The organism is Pseudomonas cavernae (genome assembly GCF_003595175.1).
In the GTDB taxonomy this organism is placed as follows: domain Bacteria; phylum Pseudomonadota; class Gammaproteobacteria; order Pseudomonadales; family Pseudomonadaceae; genus Aquipseudomonas; species Aquipseudomonas cavernae.
Genome location: NZ_CP032419.1, coordinates 3,704,642 through 3,725,476, shown reverse-complemented (window position 1 = coordinate 3,725,476; position 20,835 = coordinate 3,704,642). Strand labels below are relative to the sequence as shown.

12 protein-coding genes and 1 riboswitch are annotated in these 20,835 nt (G+C 64.5%); of the genes, 5 read left to right on the top strand and 7 right to left on the bottom strand.

Annotated features, from left to right (window positions below):
• Positions 1-3: 3 nt before the first annotated feature.
• The 4 genes from D3880_RS16970 to D3880_RS16955 all read right to left on the bottom strand — a co-directional run bounded on the left by D3880_RS16970 (position 4) and on the right by D3880_RS16955 (position 3,741).
• The gene (locus D3880_RS16970) at positions 4-732 is read right to left on the bottom strand and encodes an urea amidolyase associated protein UAAP1 (RefSeq protein ID WP_119894604.1); all 729 of its coding nucleotides are present in this window, start codon (positions 730-732) and stop codon (positions 4-6) included.
• Positions 733-734: 2 nt separating this feature from the next.
• Positions 735-1,526, bottom strand: coding sequence for an ABC transporter ATP-binding protein (locus D3880_RS16965; RefSeq protein WP_238474459.1), 792 nt, complete (start codon positions 1,524-1,526; stop codon positions 735-737).
• A 203-nt stretch (positions 1,527-1,729) separates the two neighbouring features.
• Positions 1,730-2,545: an ABC transporter permease gene (locus tag D3880_RS16960; RefSeq protein WP_119894603.1), complete on the bottom strand. Its 816-nt coding sequence runs from the start codon at positions 2,543-2,545 to the stop codon at positions 1,730-1,732.
• A gap of 128 nt (positions 2,546-2,673) precedes the next feature.
• Positions 2,674-3,741, bottom strand: a complete 1,068-nt coding sequence (locus tag D3880_RS16955; protein WP_119894602.1) for a putative urea ABC transporter substrate-binding protein — start codon at positions 3,739-3,741, stop codon at positions 2,674-2,676.
• A 102-nt stretch (positions 3,742-3,843) separates the two neighbouring features.
• A riboswitch (guanidine-I (ykkC/yxkD leader) is annotated at positions 3,844-3,943 on the bottom strand.
• Positions 3,944-4,250: 307 nt separating this feature from the next.
• On the opposite strand from D3880_RS16955, the gene D3880_RS16950 reads away from it, so the two are divergent.
• Positions 4,251-4,793, top strand: coding sequence for a hypothetical protein (locus tag D3880_RS16950; RefSeq protein ID WP_162935015.1), 543 nt, complete (start codon positions 4,251-4,253; stop codon positions 4,791-4,793).
• Positions 4,794-4,868: 75 nt separating this feature from the next.
• Here D3880_RS16950 and D3880_RS16945 read toward each other — a convergent pair whose 3' ends face one another.
• Positions 4,869-5,765, bottom strand: coding sequence for a LysR family transcriptional regulator (locus tag D3880_RS16945; RefSeq protein WP_119894600.1), 897 nt, complete (start codon positions 5,763-5,765; stop codon positions 4,869-4,871).
• Between the two features lie 96 nt (positions 5,766-5,861).
• Between D3880_RS16945 and D3880_RS16940 the strand changes: the two genes are divergently transcribed.
• The 4 genes from D3880_RS16940 (at position 5,862) to lapD (ending at position 10,979) form a co-directional block, all read left to right on the top strand.
• The gene (locus D3880_RS16940) at positions 5,862-7,649 is read left to right on the top strand and encodes an alkyl/aryl-sulfatase (protein WP_119894599.1); all 1,788 of its coding nucleotides are present in this window, start codon (positions 5,862-5,864) and stop codon (positions 7,647-7,649) included.
• A gap of 119 nt (positions 7,650-7,768) precedes the next feature.
• Positions 7,769-8,014, top strand: coding sequence for a DUF1145 domain-containing protein (locus D3880_RS16935; protein WP_119894598.1), 246 nt, complete (start codon positions 7,769-7,771; stop codon positions 8,012-8,014).
• A 350-nt stretch (positions 8,015-8,364) separates the two neighbouring features.
• Positions 8,365-9,024 (top strand): cysteine protease LapG, encoded by a 660-nt coding sequence (gene lapG, locus D3880_RS16930; RefSeq protein ID WP_238474458.1) that lies wholly within the window; start codon positions 8,365-8,367, stop codon positions 9,022-9,024.
• Positions 9,025-9,032: 8 nt separating this feature from the next.
• On the top strand, positions 9,033-10,979 hold the full coding sequence (gene lapD, locus D3880_RS16925; protein ID WP_119894596.1) for a cyclic di-GMP receptor LapD: 1,947 nt from the start codon (positions 9,033-9,035) through the stop codon (positions 10,977-10,979).
• A gap of 215 nt (positions 10,980-11,194) precedes the next feature.
• Here the strand turns inward: lapD and D3880_RS16920 are convergent, their stop codons facing one another.
• Both D3880_RS16920 and D3880_RS16915 read right to left on the bottom strand, forming a co-directional pair.
• A complete protein-coding gene (locus D3880_RS16920) occupies positions 11,195-11,533 on the bottom strand; it encodes a tryptophan synthase subunit beta (protein WP_119894595.1) in 339 nt (112 codons plus the stop codon).
• Positions 11,534-11,601: 68 nt separating this feature from the next.
• Positions 11,602-20,550 (bottom strand): retention module-containing protein, encoded by an 8,949-nt coding sequence (locus D3880_RS16915; RefSeq protein WP_119894594.1) that lies wholly within the window; start codon positions 20,548-20,550, stop codon positions 11,602-11,604.
• Positions 20,551-20,835 lie beyond the last annotated feature (285 nt).

The window sequence follows — 20,835 nt, the reverse complement described above, 5'->3', positions numbered from 1 at the left end:
CCCTCAGATATACAGGCGTTCGGTGTTGTGAAAGCCGCGGCTGTTTTCCGGGCGCGAGGTGCGGCAGAGGATGCTGATGCCGTCGCTCTCGACGCGGCTCCAGGTCAGCTGCACCGGCTTCGGCGCGTACTGCGGATTGGGGTCCAGCGGATGTTGCAGAGCGGTGAGCACCACCAGGCAGTCCATCGGCGCGTACAGCTCGACGTAGTCGCCGGCCTTCGAGTTGCCCGGCTGGAAGTGGAAGCAGCCGTCGCGGTCCACCGTGACCTTGCTGAACAGGTTGAGGGCCATCAGCAGGTCCTGCAGGTTGAGGTTCCACTTGCCCATTTCCACCAGCAGGTTGTCCACGCCGTTGCGGAAGTAGCCGTCGCGCAGTTCCTGGTAGCGGCCGGCGCCGTACTTCTCGGCGACTTCTTCGGCGCTCAGTACGCCGCCGAAGCTGTCGTGCCAGCCGCAGGTGTCGGCGGTGATGGCGGCGAGCACGCGGCCCATGTCCGAGTACAGGCAGTGGCCTTCGGTGAGCTTGGCGGTGTGCTGGCACTTGAGGGTGTCCGGCAGGTTCAGGCGTTCGCTCTTTTCCTCGGCGTTGAGCAGCAGCACGCTGACGTTGGCGCCGCCTTCCAGGTCGGTGACGCGCAGCACTTGGCCGCGTTTGAGGACGAACGAGGTGTGGCCGCCGCTGGGGACGGTTTCTTCGTAGAGGGTCGGGCGCAGGGCGAGAGAGGCCGTCATGCTCAGGCTCCTTGGAGGGCAGGTTGCAGGTGACAGGTGACGTGCGCCGGCAGGGCGTCGACGGCGGCGCGCGCGGCGCGGCGGTCGGTGTTCAGGGGAATGTCGTAGGTGATTCGTGCGCCGTAGGCGTTCGGTGCATGCGGATCGACGCGCCGCTTGTCGAACACCAGAATCCGCGTGCCGAGGCTGAAGCCTTCACTCAGGTCATGGGTGACCATAAACACGGTCAGCCGGGTCTCGTGCCAGAGGCCGAGCAGCAGCTCGTGCATGTCCTTGCGGATGCCCGGATCGAGCGCGCCGAACGGCTCGTCGAGGAGCAGCACACGCGGCTTGGTGATCAGCGCCTGGGCGATTGCCAGGCGTTGCTGCATGCCGCCGGACAGCGCGCTTGGGTACTTGTCCAAGGCGTGGCCGAGGCCGACCTTCTTCAGCAGCACGGCGGCCTGTTCGCGGGCCTCGCGTTTGGCCTGGCCGAACAGCCGGCCGAACAGCGGCGAGCGCGGCAGTTCCAGGCCGATGGCGACGTTGTCCAGCACGCTCAGGTGCGGAAACACCGAGTAGCGCTGGAACACCACGCCACGGCTGGCATCCGGTTCGCCGGCCAGCGGCTGGCCGTCGAGGAGGATCTGCCCGCGGCTGGCGCGTTCCTGGCCGAGCAGCAGGCGCAGGAAGGTCGACTTGCCGCAGCCGGAGGCGCCGACCAGGGTGCAGAACTCGCCTTCGGCGATGTTCAGGTTGAGGTTCTCCAAGACCGTCTGGTCGCCGTACTCCTGCCAGACGTTCTTCACCTGGATGAACGCGCTGGAGTTGCCTGCTGCGCGAGCCCCTGGCTGCGTGACTCGCTTTTGCTCGCCCTGCGGGCCTGCCTTCGGCAGTTCAGACGCAAGCGTCTGTGCGGGATGCGCGCGATCCTCATGGACGACTTGTCCACTCCGGTCGCTGTGCTCCGGGCGCCTTGCCATGGACTCGCTCGCGACGGCTCCACTTTTGTCGATCGTCATGCCTTGGCTCCTTCGTACCAGGGGAAGGCCAGCTGGGTGACGCGCCGCAGGCCGAGGTCCATCAGCCAGGCGAGCAGGGTGATCCACACCACGTAGGGCAGGATCACGTCCATCGCCATGTAGCGGCGGACCAGGAAGATCCGGTAGCCGAGGCCGTCGGTGGAGGCGATGGCTTCGGCGGCGATCAGGTACAGCCAGGCCGAACCGAGCATCAGGCGCAGCGAGATCAGCAGGCGCGGCAGCAGCTGCGGCAGGACCACGCGGAGGATCAGGGTCCAGGTGCTGGCGCCGAGGGTCTGCGCCTTGATGAGGATTTCCTTGGGGATTTCGCGGGCGCGCTGCTCGATGTCGCGGGCGATGCAGGGGGTGATGCCGAAGACGATCAGCATCACCTTGGACAGCTCGCCGAGACCGAAGGCGATGAACAGGATCGGCAGCACCGCCAGCGGCGGAATCATCGACAGCACGGTGAGCAGCGGCGACAGCGGTGCGCCGAACAGTGGCAGGGTGCCGCTGGCCAGGCCCAGGCACAGGCCGGCGAGCGCGGCGATGCTGAGGCCGATGCCGAGGCGGGTTAGGCTCGACGCGCTGTCCTGCCAGAACAGGTACTGGCCGCTGCGCTTGTCCTCGCTGAAGGCCAGGCGTTCGACCGCATCGGCCATCTGCGCCGCGCTGGGCAGCAGCTTGTCGTTGGGGTTTTCCGTCAACCGGGACGCCGAGCCGGTGAAGTAGACGAACAACAGCAGGGCGAACGGCAGGATCATCAGCAGCAGGCGGCTGGGGCGATCCGGGTGGCGGTTGATCAGGCGCATGGGGTTATCTCGTGTGTTCGATGGTTCCCACGCTCGGCGTGGGAATCCCTCCAGGGACGCTCTGCGTCCCGGCAGACGCGGAGCGTCTGTAGCTGCGTTCCCACGCCGAGCGTGGGAACGATCGGGGCCTAGAGTTTTCCTTCGGCGGCCAGCTGCACATAGCTCGGGTCGAAGCGCAGCTTGACGTTGCTCTTGTCGCCGGTGACCACGTTGCGGGCGAAGCTCATGCCCACGGCGGTGGCATCCTTGGCGCCTTCGCCGAGCAGGCCGTGGCTGAAGGAGAACTCGGCGACCTTGGTCATGGTGGCCGGCAGTTTCGGGCTGGTGGCGAACGCCAGGGTTTCCTGCGGCGTGTAGAACAGCTTGGTGGTGGCTAGCTGCGCCTGGAAGCCGGCGAGGTCGGTGCCGGAAGCCTTGGCCATGTGCTCGAGGGCGGCCTGGCCTTCGGCGCTGCCGCTGTTCATCAGGGCGAGGATTTCGAACCAGGCGCCGGTCAGGGCTTTGCCCAGGGCCGGGTTGTCCTTCAGGGTCTCGCTGTTGACCACCATCATGTCCATGATCTCGCCGGGGATCTGGCTCGAGTCGAACACCTGGCTGACGCCGGGCTTGGCGGTGATCTCGGCGAGCATCGGGTTCCAGGTGGCGGCGGCCTGCACTTCATCGGTGTTGAAGGCGGCGGCGATGTCGGCATCGGAGGTGTTGACCACCTTGATGTCCTTCTCGCTCATGCCGGCCTTTTCCAGGGCGCGGGCGAGGAAGTAGTGGGAGACCGACAGCTCGACCAGGTTGATCGGCATGCCCTTGAGGTCGGCGAGCTGCTTGCCCTCGCCCTTGAGCACCAGGCCGTCGTTGCCGTTGGAGAAGTCGCCGACGATCAGTGCGGTGGAATCGACGCCGCCGGCCGCCGGGATGGTCAGTGCGTCCATGTTGGTCATGGTGCAGCCGTCGAACTGGCCGGCGCTGTACTGGTTGATCGACTCGACGTAGTCGTTGAGCTGGGTGACTTCGATCTCGATGCCGTACTTCTTCGCCCACTTGTCGACGATGCCTTGGCTGGCGCCGTATTCCCAAGGCATCCAGCCGGCGTAGATGGTCCAGCAGACGTTGAATTTGTCTTTCTGCTCGGCCTGGGCGGAGAGGCTAAGGGCGGCGGCGAGCGCGGCGGCGGCAACAGCGAACAGACGGGGCTTACGCATGAGGAACCTCCAGTTCGAGAAAAAGGCAGCAGGAGCGGCAGCACCTGACGAATCAGGTTGCTTCCCAGGCGGAGTGAGAACTGCTGTCCCCGCTCCGTCTGGTTCTCCCGGGCTTTTGTCCCGCCGTGTAACCTCACTGGAGGTCGCCAGCTCTCGGACCAGTCACACGCACAAGCGAGTCGGAACCCTAGCCAGCCGTTAGCAATTTGTGGTGCCGCGACCCGGTCGTCCGGGTGATCCTGCACACCGGGGACAAAGCGAAGGGCGTGCCAACTTGCGCAAAGCCCGCAAACTGGCCGTGGGCGCGCAATATGGAGGGAAAGGCTGTGCGGTCCATGCCCGCAAATGAAGCGGCTCGCGCCATTTTGGTGCTGGGGGATGAAATACCTGGTAATGGATATCCGCATCCACCGTGGCACCAGGCGGGGAAACTGCTGTCGAATTATGTGGGAGTAATCCCGGGGCGCCGACATTCGTCGGCCCTGTCCTCGCGGTCGAAGGAGGCCGCTATGTCCTGCCGATCCTTGCTATTAGCCCTGCTTGGTTTGTCCCTGAGCGGCTGTGCCGTGTACGACTACGACGATTATCCCAGCCATCCGCGTTATTACGGCTCTGCTTATGGCCCGTCGCACTATGAGGTGTACCGCGGCGAGGTGTATCGCGGCCCCATCTATTACAGCGGCAACGATGGCCGCTACCAGCGTTATGACAACGACCATCGCTATGATCGCCGTTACGCCCCACCGCGCTACGTCCCGCCGCGTTACTACCGGGGCAACGATGGGCGGCTCTACCCCTATCAACGTCTGGACGATGGTCGCTATTACGACAAGCGCTATTACGACAAGCGTTATTACGACAAGCGTTATTACGATAACCGCAACTACGACAACCGCCGTTACGTCGCGCCGCCGAAGAACTACCGGGACAAGTCGAATATCCGCTACTACCGCCACGACGGCCCCAACTACCGGAATGACCGACCGTCCATGCAGCGCATCCAACCCATCCAGCCGATGCACGGCTACACCCCGGACGGCCGCCGCTATTGAGTCAGGCGGCCTAGCGCCACTCCCCACTCGCTGAAATCATGCGCCGCGGCGGAGTGACTTCCGCCGCGCTGCCGATCAGCTCGCGTGCCTCGCATCTTCTCGCAACAGCGCGTCGCGCATCGCCTGCGCCGCCGGCGACAGACTGTGCCCGGCACGGCTGACCAGGCCGTAGGCGGACTTGCCGGTCGCCTGGTCGATCGGTCTGAGGGCCGCCAGCCGGCCGGCGGCGATGTCCTCGACGATCACGTCGGCGGCGGCCAGGCCGATCACATCGCTGTGCATCACCAGTTCGCGGATCACCATCAGGTTGTCGCACTGGATGTCCGGCAACTCGCGTCCGCTAAGCTGGGCCAACTGGCTGGCCACCGGTTCGGGAATCTGCGGGCAGGCCAGCGGATAGGCGATCAGGTCGCGGAAGTGCAGGATGCGGCTGCCGAGCAGCGGATGGCCGGGCCGGCAGAAGTACACACCCTGATGCTGGTGCAAGGGTTCGACGGCGATCAGCGGGTCGCCGAGCAGTTCGCGGCTGTCGGCGACGAACAGTTCGAGGCTCTCGTCGAGCAGGCGCTGACGCAGGCTGCGCCAGTCCTCGATGACCAGTTGCACGCGGATCTTCGGATAGCGCTGGATCAGCTGGGCCAGCGCGCGCGGCACCAGACGCGCCGCCACCAGCGGTCCGGCGCCCAGGCGCAATTCGCCGGCCTCCAGGTTGCCCAGCTGATTGACCGCGTTCTGCAGGGAGCGACTGCCGGCGAGTAGGCGCCGCGCGTGCTCCAGCACCAGTTGGCCATAGGCGGTGAGCGTGGCGTTGCGGGGGCCGCGATCGAACAGTTGGCAGCCCAGGCTGGTTTCCAGGCTCTGGATGCTGCGGCTCAGCGCCGGCTGACTGAGGTTGATCGCCGCCGCGGCGCGGGCGAAGTGGCCGTGTTCGGCAACGGCGACGAAATAGCGGAGTTGACGCAGGTCATTCATGCGCTTCTCGCATTAATTTTTTGAAAAGTTCGCATTGGAATTATCAGCGCCCCTTTGCCACTCTGCCAGTACCGAAAGCAACAAAATGATCGAGCCATGACGTACATATCCCGTTTCAGTGGCCTGCTGCTGGCCGCCGCCTTACCACTTGCCGCGATGGCCGACTTGCCGCCCGAGCTCATCGAGCCGAGCATCAACCCCGAACTGGCCGAACACACCAAGCTGTTCAACAAGAAGGTCTACCAGGTCGCCGGCAACGTCTATTCGGCGGTCGGCTGGGCCTTGGGCAACAGCATCATGATCGAGGCCCCGGAAGGCCTGATCATCTTCGATACCGGCGAATCGCTGACCGCTTCCAAGGAAATGCTCGCCGAGTTCCGCAAGATCAGCGACAAACCGATCAAGGCCATCGTCTATTCGCACTTCCACCCGGACCACATCAACGGGGTCAAGGCGTACGTCAGCGAAGAACAGGTGAAGAGCGGCGAAGTGCAAATCTACGCCCACGACACTCTGCTGCAGAACGTCGTGACCCAGGGCGCGCTAGTCGGCCCGATCCTCTCCATGCGCACCGGCTACAGCCTCGGCGGCCTGCTGCCGGCGGAGGACAAGAAGGGCATGAACGGCGGCATCGGTCCGCTGGGTCGCGGCGAGGCGGCGACCTTCATCGCGCCGACCGTGACCTTCCACGACAAGCTCGACACCACCATCGCCGGCCTGCCGGTGCAGTTCCGCTGGGCGCCCAGCGAGGCGCCGGACGAGATCGTCATGTATCTGCCGAACAACCGCGTGTTGCTCAGCGCCGAAGTCGACCAGGGGCCGACCCTGCCGAACATCCACACCCTGCGCGGCACCAAGTTCCGCGACCCGGTGCTGTGGGTCAACAGCCTCGATCTGCTGCGCGCGTTCAAGGCCGAGTACATGGTGCCGTCCCACGGTCAGCCGGTCAGCGGCCAGGACAAGGTCGAGGAAGTGCTGCGCATGACCCGCGACGGCATCGCCTATGTGCATGACCAGAGCGTGCGCTGGATGAACAAGGGCCTGACCCCGGACGAGCTGGTCGAGAAGGTCAAGCTGCCGCCGCACCTGGCCGGCTACACCCCCTACCTGCGCGAGTACTACGGTACCGTCAAGCACAGCGTGCGGCAGGTCTATAACGGCTACCTGGGCTGGTTCCAGGGCGACCCGGTGGACCTCGATCCGACCCCGCCGATGGAGAAGTCCAAGCGCCTGATCGAAATGATGGGCGGCCGCGACAAGGTGCTGTTGGCCGCCGGCGATGCCTACCTGAAGGGCGACTACCAGTGGGCCGCGGAGCTGGCCAGCTACGTCATCCGCATCGACCACGAGGACAAGCTGGCCCGCGACATCAAGGCCCGCAGCTTCCGCAAGCTCGGCTACGCCAACATGAACATCAACTGGCGTAACTGGTACCTGACCAGCGCCACGGAGCTGGAAGGCAAGCTCGACGGTGACAAGGCGCTCAAGGCGGGCCAGGCCATGCGCGCCATGTTCCTCTCCCCGGACATGCTGAAGAACCTGCCGGTGCGCGAGTTCCTGCAGAACTGGGTGACCCGCGTCGATCCGGACAAGGCCAACGACGTCAACCTGACCCTCGGCTTCAGCTTCCCCGATATCCAGGAAGACTGGGCGTTGGAAGTGCGCCGCGGGGTGGTGCAGTTGCATCGGGGCATCCCGGACGGCACCCCGCTCAAGCTGACCCTCGACAAGACCTATCTGGACACCGTGATCGGCGGCCAGAACAGCCTGCTCAAGGGCGCGGTGCTGGGCGATGTGAAGGTCGACGGCAACCTGTTCGAGATCAAGCGCTTCCTCGGCTGCTTCGATTTCGAGGACACCGGGATCGCCCTGACGGTACGCTGAGTGCTTGAAGCGGTGCTGCCATCGCGGATTAACCGGAAGGGCGGCGCCAGTCGAAAGTGCGGACAGTCAGGCCGGTGAAACCGGCAGACTGTCCGCTTTGTTCAGTTGGAGAACCCTGTATGAATCGTTCGTCTTTTGCCAAAGGCGTGCTGGCCATGTTCTGGCTGGTGGCGCTGCTCAATGTGGTCTATCCATTCGGCGCGCCGCTGCACGGCTGGCTGCTGGCGATCTCCGGGGTCATGCTGCTGGTGCATGTCGTCGAGGTGCTGTTGTTCAACCGTCGCCTGAGCGCTCGTCCGCGACCCTGGCTGGAGCGTATCCAGGTGCTGTTGTTCGGCGTGCTGCATCTGAAATCGCTGCGTTGAAAGCCGGCCTTGCTCGTCGAGCAAGGCCGGGCTAGGCAATCCTGGCGTCGTCGCGTTGGCCGCGCGAGGTAGGGATTGCTGCCGCTGGTGTCAGACCCGCTTCGACCGCCGGATCGGCGGCTGTCGTGCCCCTCTCGGACAGGCAATCTTCTTCCCCCTTTTCGCGCCACCCCCTTGCGTCTATGCCGGTGCATCGCCCAACGGCGTCGCGTTTGGGTGGGCGATGATCTCATTGTGCCATTGTCTTTTCTTCGGCCAGCCCGCACCATCCGCACGCTTGCTCTTGACCGCATGGAATCCACGCATTGGCGGTACGTTTCGCTTCGCTTCGGCACACTCATCGGGGCTCGCTGCTCAATGCCGGCTTGGCGTTGGCGGTCTGCCTGCTGATCGGCAGTCTGCAGGCCGATTGGGATTTCGATTGGATCGGCCGCCGTGCCGAAGCGCTCTACGGGCCGCTGGGCGAGGGACGCCAGCGCCTGAATGACTGGCAGCGCTTGATGCTGGATCAGGCGCAGGCCGGCGAGGCGGAGCAACTGCAGGTGGTCAATCGCTTCTTCAATCGCCAGCTGCGCTACCGCGAGGATATCGATCTCTGGCAGCAGGTCGATTATTGGGCCACCCCGGTGGAGTCCCTGCGCCGCGGCGCCGGCGATTGCGAGGACTATGCCATCGGCAAGTACATCAGCCTGCGCCGGCTCGGGGTGGCCAAGGAAAAACTGCTGATTACCTACGTCAAAGCCTTGCGCCAGAACCGCGCGCATATGGTGCTGACCTATTACCCCAGCCCGACGGCGGAGCCGTTGATTCTCGACAGTCTGACCGAGCGCATCCAGCCGGCCGGGCAGCGTCAGGACCTGCTGCCGGTCTACGCCTTCAATGGCGAGGGCTTGTGGCTTCCGGGGGCGGCGGGAAAGAAAAAAGTCGGGGACAGCAAGCGGCTTTCGCGCTGGCAGGACCTGCTGAAAAAAATGCGGGCGGAAGGATTTCCGCCAGAGTCTGCGTATTAGGAGCCGAGATGTCCCTGTTCAAGCAGCTGTTGATTGCCATCTGCCTGTTTCTTGCGCTCGCCTTCACTGGCAGCTTCGTGGTCAGCCTGGAAAGCTCGCGCGCGCAATACGTCAACCAGCTGCGCTCACACGCGCAGGACGCCGCCACGGCCCTGGGGCTGTCCCTGACTCCGCAGATCGACGACCCGGCGATGGTCGAGTTGATGGTCAGCTCGATTTTCGACAGTGGTTACTTCGCCAGCATCCGGGTCATCGACCTGGCCAGCGGCAAGGTGATGGTCGAGCGCAGCGGCATCCCCAGCGAGGTGCGGGTGCCGGCCTGGTTCGTCGACCTGATCGGTCTGGAACCGGCTGGTGGGGACGCCATCGTCAGCCGTGGCTGGCAGCAGGCGGCGCGGGTCGAGGTGCTCAGCCATCCGATGTTTGCCATCGCCAAGCTTTGGCAGAGCGCCCTCGGCAGTCTCGGCTGGTTGCTGCTCTGCGGCCTGCTCAGTGGGGTGCTGGGCGCGCTGCTGCTGCGCCGGCAGCTGCAGCCGCTGGACTATATGGTCGAGCAGTCCCATGCGATTGCCCGCCGTGAGTTTCTCAGCCTGCCCGAGCTGCCGCGTACCCCCGAGCTGCGCCGTGTGGTGCAGGCCATGAACCAGATGGTGGAGAAGCTCAAGGCCCTGTTTCAGGAGCAGGCCGAACGCAGTGAGAAACTGCGTGCCGAGGCGTACCAGGATGGCCTGACCGGGCTGGCCAACCGCCGCTATTTCGAGATGCAGCTGCAGGCGCGGGTGAGCGGCGAGGAGCAGGCCAGCTCCGGCTATCTGCTGCTGCTGCGGGTCAACGATTTGGCTGGCTTGAACCAGCGCCTGGGGGGCCAACGTACCGATCAGCTGTTGCGTGAAGTGGCCGAGCAGTTGCGGCGCCAGTGCGGCCACTATGCCGGCATCAATAACCTGATCAGCCGCAGTCGGGGTGGCGAGTTCGCCGTGTTGGCACCCGGACTGGTGCGTGAAGAGGCTGAGCAACTGGCCCATAACCTCGAGTTGGAACTGTCCAGCTTGCTGGCGACGGGGGCCAGCGATGTGAGCCCGGTGGCGCATATCGGCCTGGCGTCCTTTAGTCCCGGCGATGCACCGCAGGCGCTGCTCGGGCTGGCCGACGAGGCGCTGAACCAGGCGCAAGGCTTACCGGGCCGTACCTGGGCCTGCCTGGAGAAGAGTGTTGCGCCGAGCATTGCTGACGAACGTCATGCCTGGCATCGACTGCTCGATCAGGCGCTGGATCAGGGACGCTTCAGGCTGTTCTTCCAACCGGTGGTGGACAGCCGCCAACCCGAGCGGGTGTTGCATCACAAGGTGCTGGCGCGCTTGCTGGACGAGCAGGGCGAGACTCTTGCCGCCGGCCGCTTCCTGCCCTGGCTGGAGCGCTTCGGCTGGTCGGCGCGCCTCGACCTGCTGATGCTCGATCAGGTGTTGGGGCAGATGGCCGGGCACGATCAGGCCCTGGCCATGAACCTTTCGGCGGCGAGCCTGAACGATCCACGGACCTTGAGCCGGCTGCTCGACAAGCTGCGCGAGCATGCCCATTTAGCCGGGCGCCTGACGCTGGAGGTGGCCGAAGCGCAATTGCCTGAGCACGGCGTGCTGGAGCTCCTGGCCAGGAGCCTACGCGAACTCGGCTTTGCACTCAGCGTGCAGAATTTTGGCGGGCGCTTCAGCATGATCGGCAACCTAGCGCGGCTGGGGCTGGCCTACCTGAAAATCGACGGCAGTTACATCCGCGCCATCGACCTGGAAGACGACAAGCGCCTGTTCATCGAAGCCATCCAGCGCGCGGCGCACAGCATCGACCTACCGTTGATTGCCGAGCGGGTGGAAACTGCGGGCGAGCTGCGGGTGTTGCGGGAGATGGGTATCCAGGGAGCGCAGGGGCAGTTGTTGGGCGAGCCCAAGCCCTGGGCGTGAAGTTGATGACCTGTAGGCGCCATCAGCACGTTGTTTGCCTGACGCCGGCTCGCGAGGTCCGATTCCCGGGTTGCATCCGGGCTACGTGGATCGGTCGTGCGTGACGCCGCAGCGCCCCTTTCCCGTAACGGGAGAGGGGGCGAAAGCGAAGCGGCTTTTGTCGTTACCCGCGCACCATGCCGTGGGGCAGAAAGGGCGGGCGTTACCAGCGTGCGTCAGATCAGGCCGGCTTCTTCATCGTTGATCAGTTGCGTCAGCCCGCCCAGTGCCTCGCGCGCCTGGGTACGGCTGAGCAGTTTCGATTGGGCGGCGGGGGGCAGGTCGGTAATGCGGATGACGCCCTTGGTCATCAGCACGGTGATCAGGTCGTCGAGCACGCGGATCATTTCCAGGTCACTCTGCTTAAGTTGCAGCAAGCTACTTTCTGCCGTCTGGTTGGCGTGCCAGGCCTGCACGTCCTCGTGGTCGGCAGGCAGGGTTTCGCTCATTTCGGCGAAGGGCCGGGCTTCCACGCGGAGCAGCTGGCCTTGCGCATCACGTTGAACAAAAAGCATGGGCAATCCTTATTGGGCTGGCCGGCCCCGGACTATGCATCCGGGGCTGGATTCAGGCTTTTAGGCTCTTAGCTGTGCTCAGTCTTCACCAAGGGGTCGGCCCCGGCAACCAGTGAGTTGATGATCGCCGACGGGTTCGCACCGTAATCGCCGAGATTGACCCCTTCCAGCTGGATGGTGACATCGGCACTGGTATCGACATTGCCACTGGCGCTGACCTGCAGTGTAGACGCGGCGGTATCGACCTTGAGGTAGCTGAGGAGGTCGTTGCTGGCCGTATCCGGCAGCAGGTCGCTGAGGTCGATGCGATCACCTTGCGCGGCATTAAAGTTCTTGATCACGTCATTGCCGGTATCGCCGGCCTTCCAGACGAAGGTGTCGGCGCCTGCGCCACCCTGCAGCTCATCGTTGCCTGTGCCACCGATCAGCAAGTCGTTGCCGTCGCCGCCGATCAGAATGTCATTGCCGGTACCGCCTGCAAGAGTGTCATTGCCCGCTGCGCCACTGATGCTATCGCTTCCCGCACCGCCACTGATGTAGTCATTTCCGGATCCGCCGGCGAAAGTCGAATCGCCAGACCCGCCGATAATCGTTTTGGCGGTGCTCGAACTGCCGTCGCTTACCTCAAGAGTGAGGGTCGGGGCGAAACCGCTGGGAAGCGCCGAGTTGCTGGTCAGATAGATCTTGTCAGTTCCCGCTGTGGTCGTTGGAGTGCTCAACAGGGAGGTGTAGGCGCTCAAGTCATACTCACCCAGAGCGTTGGGAGCAATTTCCTGATAGGTACCGTCACGAACCACGCTGATGATCGAACCAGCGGGAAGTGCACTTAGCGTCAGGCTGGTGAAGGTCTCTGCCGTTCCCACCGTGTCCTGAATCACGGCATAGAGGTCCACCGGGTAGCTATAGCTGGTCAGACCGGAGGGGCTTGCATCTACTGCGATGTAGTCGATCTGGAAGCCGTTGTTTTTTTGCTTGAAGGTGTTGCTGGTGTCTTGGGCAATCGACAGGCTTTGCATGTCTGAGCTGATCGAATAGGTAAAGTTCGCCGAGCCATTGCCGCCCTGGTTGAACTGGCTGCCGTCGATATATGACTCGACGGTTGCCTTGGTGATGGTCCCGGTAACGCCGCTGTAGGAGACCGACCAGGTACCGTCCGGATTGACTGGTTCGCTTAGCGTAACGGTACTCGTGACGCCGTCGTTAAGCACATCCAGCACCAAGCTGACCTTGAGAGTGTCTTTCGAGAAGACACCCCCCGTCGAGGTGATCTTTCCGGAAAGGTTTCCACTGGTAAGGTCGCCCACTTCGAGTCCGCTGCGGACCAGGACAGAGTCATCGTTCGCATTCTTAAGACCCATGGCCATGTACTGCATGCCGTAGGGGAAGGTGAACCCTATGGTTTCGTTACCCTCGATCCGCTGCCCAGTATTGCCATTGTCGAGAGGCCCGTTTACGCCCAGGTCATTGCCATTCCCCCAGCTGAAAGCGCCGTTACCTCCAGTGGATATGGTGACTCCGTTTCCGAAGGTATAGCTAGTCTTGCCGTCCACGTTGCCGCTGTCCGAGGAGGTAATAGTGTTCGTCAATGGAGTGCCGATCACCACCGACACATCGCTGCCCGGTACTGCATCAGCCACCGGGTTGACGGTGATGGTGGCCGTGTCGCTATCGGTCAGCGCGCCGCCGGCTCCGGTGTTGCCGCCATCGTTGGTGGTCATGGTCAGCGTGACCGTGCCGCTGGCATTCAAAACCGGTGTGTAAGTCGGCTGGGTGGCCGGCGCAGCCAGATAGGCGTTGATCTCGGTGAGCGTGCCGCTCAGCACCACACTGCCAGTACCCGAGCCGGTCACGGTGATACCGGCGGCGGCTGCCGCGGTGATCGTGCCGCTAACAACGGCGAGGGTTACCGAAATAGCGCCTGAGGCGGCATCGACGTCAGTGACTGACATACCGCTCAACTTGAGCGGGGTGTCTTCGTTGACGGTGTAACTCGCCGGCAGGGTATTCACCGGCGCATCGTTGACCGACGCGACGGTGATGGTGCCGGTCGCGGGCGTGGCATCGGCCAGGCCCGCGTTGTCGACCGCGGTGTAGGTGAAGGTGGTGCTGCCGTTCCAGTCGGCATCCGGCTTGAAGTAGATGGTCGCGCCATTGCCGGAAGCGCTGATCAGCGAGGCGGTAGTGAGCAGTTGGGTGGCCGCCGCATCGCTGTAGAAGTTGCCCTGCGCCGGCACACCGACCAGTTGGAAGTTGGCGACCGTCCCGTCGCTGTCGGTGCCGCCCAGGGCGACGCTGATGACGCTGTCTTCGGCGCCACCGGCAGTGACATCGTTTGTTCCCGGCGCATCGTTGACCGACGCGACGGTGATGGTGCCGGTCGCGGGCGTGGCATCGGCCAGGCCCGCGTTGTCGACCGCGGTGTAGGTGAAGGTGGTGCTGCCGTTCCAGTCGGCATCCGGCTTGAAGTAGATGGTCGCGCCATTGCCGGAAGTGCTGATCAGCGAGGCGGTAGTGAGCAGTTGGGTGGCCGCCGCATCGCTGTAGAAGTTGCCCTGCGCCGGCACACCGACCAGTTGGAAGTTGGCGACCGTCCCGTCGCTGTCGGTGCCGCCCAGGGCGACGCTGATGACGCTGTCTTCGGCGCCACCGGCAGTGACATCGTTTGTTCCCGGCGCATCGTTGACCGACGCGACGGTGATGGTGCCGGTCGCGGGCGTGGCATCGGCCAGGCCCGCGTTGTCGACCGCGGTGTAGGTGAAGGTGGTGCTGCCGTTCCAGTCGGCATCCGGCTTGAAGTAGATGGTCGCGCCATTGCCGGAAGCGCTGATCAGCGAGGCGGTAGTGAGCAGTTGGGTGGCCGCCGCATCGCTGTAGAAGTTGCCCTGCGCCGGCACACCGACCAGTTGGAAGTTGGCGACCGTCCCGTCGCTGTCGGTGCCGCTCAGGGCGACGCTGATGACGTTGTCTTCGGCGCCACCGGCAGTGACATCGGCTGTTCCCGGCGCATCGTTGACCGACGCGACGGTGATGGTGCCGGTCGCGGGCGTGGCATCGGCCAGGCCCGCGTTGTCGACCGCGGTGTAGGTGAAGGTGGTGCTGCCGTTCCAGTCGGCATCCGGCTTGAAGTAGATGGTCGCGCCATTGCCGGAAGCGCTGATCAGCGAGGCGGTAGTGAGCAGTTGGGTGGCCGCCGCATCGCTGTAGAAGTTGCCCTGCGCCGGCACACCGACCAGTTGGAAGTTGGCGACCGTCCCGTCGCTGTCGGTGCCGCTCAGGGCGACGCTGATGACGTTGTCTTCGGCGCCACCGGCAGTGACATCGTTTGTTCCCGGCGCATCGTTGACCGACGCGACGGTGATGGTGCCGGTCGCGGGCGTGGCATCGGCCAGGCCCGCGTTGTCGACCGCGGTGTAGGTGAAGGTGGTGCTGCCGTTCCAGTCGGCATCCGGCTTGAAGTAGATGGTCGCGCCATTGCCGGAAGCGCTGATCAGCGAGGCGGTAGTGAGCAGTTGGGTGGCCGCCGCATCGCTGTAGAAGTTGCCCTGCGCCGGCACACCGACCAGTTGGAAGTTGGCGACCGTCCCGTCGCTGTCGGTGCCGCTCAGGGCGACGCTGATGACGTTGTCTTCGGCGCCACCGGCAGTGACATCGTTTGTTCCCGGCGCATCGTTGACCGACGCGACGGTGATGGTGCCGGTCGCGGGCGTGGCATCGGCCAGGCCCGCGTTGTCGACCGCGGTGTAGGTGAAGGTGGTGCTGCCGTTCCAGTCGGCATCCGGCTTGAAGTAGATGGTCGCGCCATTGCCGGAAGCGCTGATCAGCGAGGCGGTAGTGAGCAGTTGGGTGGCCGCCGCATCGCTGTAGAAGTTGCCCTGCGCCGGCACACCGACCAGTTGGAAGTTGGCGACCGTCCCGTCGCTGTCGGTGCCGCTCAGGGCGACGCTGATGACGTTGTCTTCGGCGCCACCGGCAGTGACATCGTTTGTTCCCGGCGCATCGTTGACCGACGCGACGGTGATGGTGCCGGTCGCGGGCGTGGCATCGGCCAGGCCCGCGTTGTCGACCGCGGTGTAGGTGAAGGTGGTGCTGCCGTTCCAGTCGGCATCCGGCTTGAAGTAGATGGTCGCGCCATTGCCGGAAGCGCTGATCAGCGAGGCGGTAGTGAGCAGTTGGGTGGCCGCCGCATCGCTGTAGAAGTTGCCCTGCGCCGGCACACCGACCAGTTGGAAGTTGGCGACCGTCCCGTCGCTGTCGGTGCCGCTCAGGGCGACGCTGATGACGTTGTCTTCGGCGCCACCGGCAGTGACATCGTTTGTTCCCGGCGCATCGTTGACCGACGCGACGGTGATGGTGCCGGTCGCGGGCGTGGCATCGGCCAGGCCCGCGTTGTCGACCGCGGTGTAGGTGAAGGTGGTGCTGCCGTTCCAGTCGGCATCCGGCTTGAAGTAGATGGTCGCGCCATTGCCGGAAGCGCTGATCAGCGAGGCGGTAGTGAGCAGTTGGGTGGCCGCCGCATCGCTGTAGAAGTTGCCCTGCGCCGGCACACCGACCAGTTGGAAGTTGGCGACCGTCCCGTCGCTGTCGGTGCCGCTCAGGGCGACGCTGATGACGTTGTCTTCGGCGCCACCGGCAGTGACATCGTTTGTTCCCGGCGCATCGTTGACCGACGCGACGGTGATGGTGCCGGTCGCGGGCGTGGCATCGGCCAGGCCCGCGTTGTCGACCGCGGTGTAGGTGAAGGTGGTGCTGCCGTTCCAGTCGGCATCCGGCTTGAAGTAGATGGTCGCGCCATTGCCGGAAGCGCTGATCAGCGAGGCGGTAGTGAGCAGTTGGGTGGCCGCCGCATCGCTGTAGAAGTTGCCCTGCGCCGGCACACCGACCAGTTGGAAGTTGGCGACCGTCCCGTCGCTGTCGGTGCCGCTCAGGGCGACGCTGATGACGTTGTCTTCGGCGCCACCGGCAGTGACATCGTTTGTTCCCGGCGCATCGTTGACCGACGCGACGGTGATGGTGCCGGTCGCGGGCGTGGCATCGGCCAGGCCCGCGTTGTCGACCGCGGTGTAGGTGAAGGTGGTGCTGCCGTTCCAGTCGGCATCCGGCTTGAAGTAGATGGTCGCGCCATTGCCGGAAGCGCTGATCAGCGAGGCGGTAGTGAGCAGTTGGGTGGCCGCCGCATCGCTGTAGAAGTTGCCCTGCGCCGGCACACCGACCAGTTGGAAGTTGGCGACCGTCCCGTCGCTGTCGGTGCCGCTCAGGGCGACGCTGATGACGTTGTCTTCGGCGCCACCGGCAGTGACATCGTTTGTTCCCGGCGCATCGTTGACCGACGCGACGGTGATGGTGCCGGTCGCGGGCGTGGCATCGGCCAGGCCCGCGTTGTCGACCGCGGTGTAGGTGAAGGTGGTGCTGCCGTTCCAGTCGGCATCCGGCTTGAAGTAGATGGTCGCGCCATTGCCGGAAGCGCTGATCAGCGAGGCGGTAGTGAGCAGTTGGGTGGCCGCCGCATCGCTGTAGAAGTTGCCCTGCGCCGGCACACCGACCAGTTGGAAGTTGGCGACCGTCCCGTCGCTGTCGGTGCCGCTCAGGGCGACGCTGATGACGTTGTCTTCGGCGCCACCGGCAGTGACATCGTTTGTTCCCGGCGCATCGTTGACCGACGCGACGGTGATGGTGCCGGTCGCGGGCGTGGCATCGGCCAGGCCCGCGTTGTCGACCGCGGTGTAGGTGAAGGTGGTGCTGCCGTTCCAGTCGGCATCCGGCTTGAAGTAGATGGTCGCGCCATTGCCGGAAGCGCTGATCAGCGAGGCGGTAGTGAGCAGTTGGGTGGCCGCCGCATCGCTGTAGAAGTTGCCCTGCGCCGGCACACCGACCAGTTGGAAGTTGGCGACCGTCCCGTCGCTGTCGGTGCCGCTCAGGGCGACGCTGATGACGTTGTCTTCGGCGCCACCGGCAGTGACATCGTTTGTTCCCGGCGCATCGTTGACCGACGCGACGGTGATGGTGCCGGTCGCGGGCGTGGCATCGGCCAGGCCCGCGTTGTCGACCGCGGTGTAGGTGAAGGTGGTGCTGCCGTTCCAGTCGGCATCCGGCTTGAAGTAGATGGTCGCGCCATTGCCGGAAGCGCTGATCAGCGAGGCGGTAGTGAGCAGTTGGGTGGCCGCCGCATCGCTGTAGAAGTTGCCCTGCGCCGGCACACCGACCAGTTGGAAGTTGGCGACCGTCCCGTCGCTGTCGGTGCCGCTCAGGGCGACGCTGATGACGTTGTCTTCGGCGCCACCGGCAGTGACATCGTTTGTTCCCGGCGCATCGTTGACCGACGCGACGGTGATGGTGCCGGTCGCGGGCGTGGCATCGGCCAGGCCCGCGTTGTCGACCGCGGTGTAGGTGAAGGTGGTGCTGCCGTTCCAGTCGGCATCCGGCTTGAAGTAGATGGTCGCGCCATTGCCGGAAGCGCTGATCAGCGAGGCGGTAGTGAGCAGTTGGGTGGCCGCCGCATCGCTGTAGAAGTTGCCCTGCGCCGGCACACCGACCAGTTGGAAGTTGGCGACCGTCCCGTCGCTGTCGGTGCCGCTCAGGGCGACGCTGATGACGTTGTCTTCGGCGCCACCGGCAGTGACATCGTTTGTTCCCGGCGCATCGTTGACCGACGCGACGGTGATGGTGCCGGTCGCGGGCGTGGCATCGGCCAGGCCCGCGTTGTCGACCGCGGTGTAGGTGAAGGTGGTGCTGCCGTTCCAGTCGGCATCCGGCTTGAAGTAGATGGTCGCGCCATTGCCGGAAGCGCTGATCAGCGAGGCGGTAGTGAGCAGTTGGGTGGCCGCCGCATCGCTGTAGAAGTTGCCCTGCGCCGGCACACCGACCAGTTGGAAGTTGGCGACCGTCCCGTCGCTGTCGGTGCCGCTCAGGGCGACGCTGATGACGTTGTCTTCGGCGCCACCGGCAGTGACATCGTTTGTTCCCGGCGCATCGTTGACCGACGCGACGGTGATGGTGCCGGTCGCGGGCGTGGCATCGGCCAGGCCCGCGTTGTCGACCGCGGTGTAGGTGAAGGTGGTGCTGCCGTTCCAGTCGGCATCCGGCTTGAAGTAGATGGTCGCGCCATTGCCGGAAGCGCTGATCAGCGAGGCGGTAGTGAGCAGTTGGGTGGCCGCCGCATCGCTGTAGAAGTTGCCCTGCGCCGGCACACCGACCAGTTGGAAGTTGGCGACCGTCCCGTCGCTGTCGGTGCCGCTCAGGGCGACGCTGATGACGTTGTCTTCGGCGCCACCGGCAGTGACATCGTTTGTTCCCGGCGCATCGTTGACCGACGCGACGGTGATGGTGCCGGTCGCGGGCGTGGCATCGGCCAGGCCCGCGTTGTCGACCGCGGTGTAGGTGAAGGTGGTGCTGCCGTTCCAGTCGGCATCCGGCTTGAAGTAGATGGTCGCGCCATTGCCGGAAGCGCTGATCAGCGAGGCGGTAGTGAGCAGTTGGGTGGCCGCCGCATCGCTGTAGAAGTTGCCCTGCGCCGGCACACCGACCAGTTGGAAGTTGGCGACCGTCCCGTCGCTGTCGGTGCCGCTCAGGGCGACGCTGATGACGTTGTCTTCGGCGCCACCGGCAGTGACATCGTTTGTTCCCGGCGCATCGTTGACCGACGCGACGGTGATGGTGCCGGTCGCGGGCGTGGCATCGGCCAGGCCCGCGTTGTCGACCGCGGTGTAGGTGAAGGTGGTGCTGCCGTTCCAGTCGGCATCCGGCTTGAAGTAGATGGTCGCGCCATTGCCGGAAGCGCTGATCAGCGAGGCGGTAGTGAGCAGTTGGGTGGCCGCCGCATCGCTGTAGAAGTTGCCCTGCGCCGGCACACCGACCAGTTGGAAGTTGGCGACCGTCCCGTCGCTGTCGGTGCCGCCCAGGGCGACGCTGATGACGCTGTCTTCGGCGCCACCGGCAGTGACATCGGCTGTTCCCGGGGCATCGTTGAGCGGGGTGACGGTGACCGCCACGGTGGCGCTGGCGGAGCCGCCCTGACCGTCGTCGATGCTGTAAGTGATGGTGTCGCTGCCGACGTAATTGGCGTTCGGCGTGTAGACCAGGCTGCCGTTGGCGTTGATGGTGACCGTGCCGTGGCTGGCCGAGGCGCCGCTGACGCTCAGCGGGTTGCCGTCCACATCGCTGTCGTTGCCCAGCACATCGATGGTCACCGGGGTGTCCTCGGCGGTGCTGGCGCTGTCGTTCGCCGCCAGCGGGGCATCGTTGACCGGCGCCACGCCGACATTCACGGTCAGGGTATCGCTACCGCCGCGGTTGTCGCTGACCTGTACCTGGAAGCTGTCCTGGCCGTTGAAGTTGGGATTCGGCGTGTAAGCCCATTCGCCCGTGACGGTCAGGGTCAGGCTGCCGTGGCTCGGGGCATTGATGGCGCTGTAGGTCAGCTGATCGCCATTCGGATCGCGCGCGATGAGGCTGCCGGCCACTCGTGTGTCTTCGTTGGTGCTGATCTGCAGGTCGGCGCCCAGCGGCGCACCGTTAGCGTCAACGAAGACGGGTGCGAAATTGTTGCCATTGTCGTTCGGGGCCAAGGCGTCGCCCGCATTGCCCAATTCTTGTGTGGCAAAGCCGATGGTGGCTTCAACGCTTTGCGCCGTGGCGTCCAGGACGACAAAGCTGTGCCCGCTTCCGGCAGCGCCGCCCGTGCCAGCTGCACTAGGGCCGGCGGCGGTGGCTTCGAGTTCAGTGGTCGGGTCGACGCCCGCGGCAATGGCTTGCTGCAGTTGAGTGATATCGCTATCGGCGGAAGCTGCTGTCGGCGCCGGCGCCGGCGCGGAGGCGTTTGCGGCGCTCCATTGCGAGTCGCGGCCGAGATCCACGGTCTGGCCGTTCGCCAGTTCCAGGCTCACGCGCCCCTCGGCGCCGGTCATCAATTGCTCACCCTTGAATAGGCGGTCGCCTTCGATCAGGAGTCGCTGCGCACCCTCCTGGGAAAGAGCGATAACTTGGCCAACTACGTTCTTGACGATGGCAACGACACTGCTCATGGCGACTCTCCGTGGTCTGGTTTCGACTGGCTTCCCTGTGGATTGCCTTGCTTACTGCAGTCGGACAGGTAGGGCGCAGGCTGGCTGGAAAATTGACGTCAAATTGTTGGCATATACTTTTTGGCTATTAACTTTATGCCAATCTATTGACCAATCGGTTTCCATCCTAAACAATCTCACCGCCCATGTCACTTTGATATTGTTTTGCCGCTTGTTGCGCTGCAGGTGCCGATTTATCTGGCCTCTAGCAGTTTCCAATACCCCCATGGATGTCTCTTTTCAGAA

Coding starts and splice junctions, on each gene's coding strand:
- D3880_RS16945 (WP_119894600.1), bottom strand. CDS start 5,765: ATGAATGACCTGCGTCAACTCCGCTATTTCGTCGCCGTTGCCGAACAC.
- D3880_RS16940 (WP_119894599.1), top strand. CDS start 5,862: ATGACGTACATATCCCGTTTCAGTGGCCTGCTGCTGGCCGCCGCCTTA.
- D3880_RS16960 (WP_119894603.1), bottom strand. CDS start 2,545: ATGCGCCTGATCAACCGCCACCCGGATCGCCCCAGCCGCCTGCTGCTG.
- lapD (WP_119894596.1), top strand. CDS start 9,033: ATGTCCCTGTTCAAGCAGCTGTTGATTGCCATCTGCCTGTTTCTTGCG.
- D3880_RS16935 (WP_119894598.1), top strand. CDS start 7,769: ATGAATCGTTCGTCTTTTGCCAAAGGCGTGCTGGCCATGTTCTGGCTG.
- D3880_RS16950 (WP_162935015.1), top strand. CDS start 4,251: ATGTCCTGCCGATCCTTGCTATTAGCCCTGCTTGGTTTGTCCCTGAGC.
- D3880_RS16970 (WP_119894604.1), bottom strand. CDS start 732: ATGACGGCCTCTCTCGCCCTGCGCCCGACCCTCTACGAAGAAACCGTC.
- D3880_RS16920 (WP_119894595.1), bottom strand. CDS start 11,533: ATGCTTTTTGTTCAACGTGATGCGCAAGGCCAGCTGCTCCGCGTGGAA.
- D3880_RS16955 (WP_119894602.1), bottom strand. CDS start 3,741: ATGCGTAAGCCCCGTCTGTTCGCTGTTGCCGCCGCCGCGCTCGCCGCC.
- D3880_RS16915 (WP_119894594.1), bottom strand. CDS start 20,550: ATGAGCAGTGTCGTTGCCATCGTCAAGAACGTAGTTGGCCAAGTTATC.